This window comes from Limnofasciculus baicalensis BBK-W-15 (assembly GCF_024178385.1).
GTDB lineage: Bacteria > Cyanobacteriota > Cyanobacteriia > Cyanobacteriales > Coleofasciculaceae > Limnofasciculus > Limnofasciculus baicalensis.
Genome location: NZ_JAMZMM010000585.1, coordinates 1 through 2568 on the forward strand (window position 1 = coordinate 1; position 2568 = coordinate 2568).

3 protein-coding genes are annotated in these 2568 nt (G+C 44.4%); 2 read left to right on the forward strand and 1 reads right to left on the reverse strand.

The annotated features are described in order from the left end of the window. The first annotated feature begins 115 nt into the window (after positions 1-115). A complete protein-coding gene (gene hemJ, locus NJ959_RS28380) occupies positions 116-715 on the forward strand; it encodes a protoporphyrinogen oxidase HemJ (protein ID WP_254015113.1) in 600 nt (199 codons plus the stop codon). A gap of 343 nt (positions 716-1058) precedes the next feature. On the opposite strand, the gene cdf31 is transcribed toward hemJ, so the two are convergent. Next, positions 1059-1967 (reverse strand): CDF family zinc efflux transporter Cdf31, encoded by a 909-nt coding sequence (cdf31, locus tag NJ959_RS28385; protein ID WP_254015114.1) that lies wholly within the window; start codon positions 1965-1967, stop codon positions 1059-1061. A 230-nt stretch (positions 1968-2197) separates the two neighbouring features. Here cdf31 and NJ959_RS28390 point away from each other — a divergent pair, with 230 nt between their 5' ends. Further along, positions 2198-2539, forward strand: a complete 342-nt coding sequence (locus NJ959_RS28390; RefSeq protein WP_254015115.1) for a hypothetical protein — start codon at positions 2198-2200, stop codon at positions 2537-2539. Positions 2540-2568 lie beyond the last annotated feature (29 nt).

Consider the following 2568-nt stretch of genomic DNA (forward strand, 5'->3'; position numbering starts at 1 on the left):
GTAATAGTTGTTGCCGGGTTTGGAGAAGGTGGGATAATCTTACCCAAAGCGAGTACGGGAGCATTGCCTACCCTATGAGCCTAGCACTCAACAGCAAAGGTATCGGAGAAAATAGATGGCCTATTACTGGTTTAAAGCATTTCATCTCATTGGCGTAGTCGTTTGGTTTGCCGGATTATTCTACCTAGTGCGTCTTTTCGTGTATCACGCCGAAGCCTCACAACAGCCGGAACCCGCCCAGACGATTCTGAAAAATCAATATCAAATCATGGAAAAACGTCTGTATCATATCATCACTATGCCAGGGATGGTGGTTACAGTGGCCATGGCAATTGGTTTGCTGGTGACTAGTCCGGAATTTTTAAAACAGGGTTGGATGCACATTAAGCTAGCTTTTGTGGTCGCCTTGCTCGTCTATCATTTTTACTGCGGTCGGATCATGAGAAAATTGGCAGCAGGAGAGTGCAATTGGACGGGACAGCAGTTTCGGGCACTCAATGAAGCACCAACTGTTCTCCTCATGGCGATTGTTTTATTGGCTGTGTTTAAGAATAGTTTGCCGACTAATCTGGCAGGCTTAAGTATTCTGGGGATGATTATCCTCATGGCAGCCTCAATTCAACTTTATGCCAAAAAACGCAGGCTTGATGCAGAGAAACAGCTCGCAGCAAGCCAAGCTAAAGAAAATGAGATAACTGGACAGGTGACGGTTTGAGGCAAGAGGGACTAGGGTTTGTTTTTAAACTCTGGAAGGGCAAAGCATTTGGAGACAAAACCTTGGGTTTCACCGATCAAAGATCGCCCAAATGCTTCGCCCCTACTCTGGATTTTGGACTTTGAAGACACGCCCTAACCTCTTTTTTAGGTTAAGAATCACGATCCAATTGGTTAAATTTTCCCGATCCTTTGTGGAAAACCCCTGAAATTCTGTGGAAAAGTGCCAATGTCTGTGGAAAACTCTTGAGAGGTGAGAGGTGAGAGGTTAGAGATTAGAGGTTAGAGGTTAGAGTACTTCATACTTCATCCTTCATCCTTCATACCTCATCCTTCCATTGGATTTAAAAGCTAATCTGACTAGATTGATATGCAGGTGGCTCAACGTGAATTAAAACTCGAACGGGACTGAAATTTTCTTCTAAACGGGCTTCAACTTCCTCGGTAATGCGGTGAGCAGTTTCTACATCGCTGGCTTCTACAACCATGTGCATTTCAATAAACACTTGTTGCCCCACAACGCCGCGAGAGGCAATGTTATGGCAATTGATGACACCGGGAACAGAAAATGCGATCGCACTAATGGTTTCTGGTGCAATCGCCATTTCATCTACCAGAGACGGCAAATTCTCTTTTAACACCTGCCAACCACTGTGAAACACTAATAAGGCGACAGGAAAAGCGAGAATCACATCAAGCCACTGAAGTTGGGGCAAATGTAATAACTGTCCCTGCCAAATACCAATTAACCCAGCCAAAACTGTAATCGTTACCCAAACATCGCTCATGGTATGACGAGCATCAGCAATCAAAATTGCACTGCCAACTCGCTTACCCTCAGCCCGCTCGTAGAAAGCTACGAAAATATTCACACCCAGTACAATCAGGAGTAACCAAAGTTCTGGCGCAGCAATCTTGACTGGGGTAGCATCACCAAAAATCCGATCTATGGTTCCTCTAAGAATTTCAAAACAAGCAGTGCCTAAAAAAGCAGCAATACCCAACGCGCCCACAGCTTCAAATTTCTGATGTCCGTAAGGATGATCCCGATCCGGTAGGGGGGAAGAAAACCGAATCGCAACCAAACCTAAAATATTATTGGCACTATCGGTGACACTGTGCAAGGCATCGGCTTGCAAGCTGAGAGATCCCGTCCAAAACCCCACCACTGCTTTCAATCCCATCACGAATAGATTCAGCAGCAGAGTAATCAGTAACACCTTGCGCACTACGGAGCGATTGTCTACTAGCACAGACACACCCCCATTCCTAAAACGTGTATAGCATTTAGTTTAGTCTTTTAAGTGACTGAAACCCTTATTATTTAATGATTTTAGCTCTCTTTATGCCAGGGCAATCGACTGACTTATTGAGAGGCTTTTTCACCTCAGATAGACCAAAGTGCTTAATTCTTTGGTAAATTATTCCCAGAACTCAATTAGATCTTCTAGCATTAGTATCCAATCGTTAAGATTTATTATTTATGACTTCCTTGACAATCAACCTCGCTCAGGGTTCCGTATCGTGCCGATTCACACCGGAAGCCGCCAGAAATTTAAAACAGGCGCTTGACGAATTAATGGCAAGCTTAAAAGTCGCTACCCAAACATCCGGCGGCGGCAAACCCAAGCCCCAAAAACCCATGGAGTATCAATATACTGGGGATGTATTTCTGGAAGTCTTCTGCAATCCCAATATTTATCCCACTCCGTTTGCGGCTAAAGTATTAATTACACTAAGAGACGATCGCATTCGCTTGAGTACAGAGGCTGAACTAACTCGTGTAATAGAAGATGTCCATCAGTATCTGGAGCAATTTGGCTAAAGCAGTCAAAAATGGGGAGTGGGGAATGG

Coding starts and splice junctions, on each gene's coding strand:
- hemJ (WP_254015113.1), top strand. CDS start 116: ATGGCCTATTACTGGTTTAAAGCATTTCATCTCATTGGCGTAGTCGTT.
- NJ959_RS28390 (WP_254015115.1), top strand. CDS start 2,198: ATGACTTCCTTGACAATCAACCTCGCTCAGGGTTCCGTATCGTGCCGA.